1 protein-coding gene is annotated in these 617 nt (G+C 32.9%); it reads left to right on the top strand.

What is annotated here, in order from left to right; translation table 11 throughout:
- A partial coding sequence (gene cas9 / locus OU792_RS18615; RefSeq protein WP_274671065.1) for a type II CRISPR RNA-guided endonuclease Cas9 occupies positions 1 to 617 on the top strand: 617 nt, incomplete at both ends.

The following is a 617-nucleotide window of genomic DNA, read 5'->3' as shown; positions in this document are numbered from 1 at the left end:
AGTCAGCAAGAAATACTTAAAATTTATGAGGAAGGTGTCTATCAGAATCCAGAAGCAGACTTTTCAAAAATCAGTGAGGAGGAAATTCAAAAAATCAGGAGAGTCAATTCTCCTTCCAAAAAAGACATTCAGCGTTATAAACTTTGGCTAGAACAAGGATATATTTCGCCCTATACAGGAAAGCCAATTCAATTAAGTTCACTTTTTACAACCAAATATCAAATAGAGCACATAATTCCCCAATCAAGATATTTTGATGATTCGCTGGGTAATAAAATCATCTGTGAAAGTGAAGTTAATGCAGATAAGGACAACCAAACAGCTTATGAATACCTGAAGGAAAAAGGTGGAAGTATTGTCAATGGGCATAAACTTTTCACTTTGGATCAATATGAATCTCATGTAAATAGGTATTTCAAAAATAATAAGGTAAAACTTAAAAATTTGCTTAGTGAAGATATCCCAGAAGGATTTATCAATCGACAGCTAAATGATAGTAGATACATTAGTAAATTAGTAAAGGGCCTACTAAGCAATATTGTCCGCGAAAATGGAGAACAAGAGGGAACTTCAAAAAATCTAATTCCAGTAACTGGTGCAGTAACTTCTAAATTAAA

Source organism: Algoriphagus sp. NF, assembly GCF_028823735.1.
Lineage (GTDB): Bacteria > Bacteroidota > Bacteroidia > Cytophagales > Cyclobacteriaceae > Algoriphagus > Algoriphagus marincola.
Note: the sequence above shows the minus strand (reverse complement) of the source record. Positions and strands in the feature narration are given on the sequence as shown.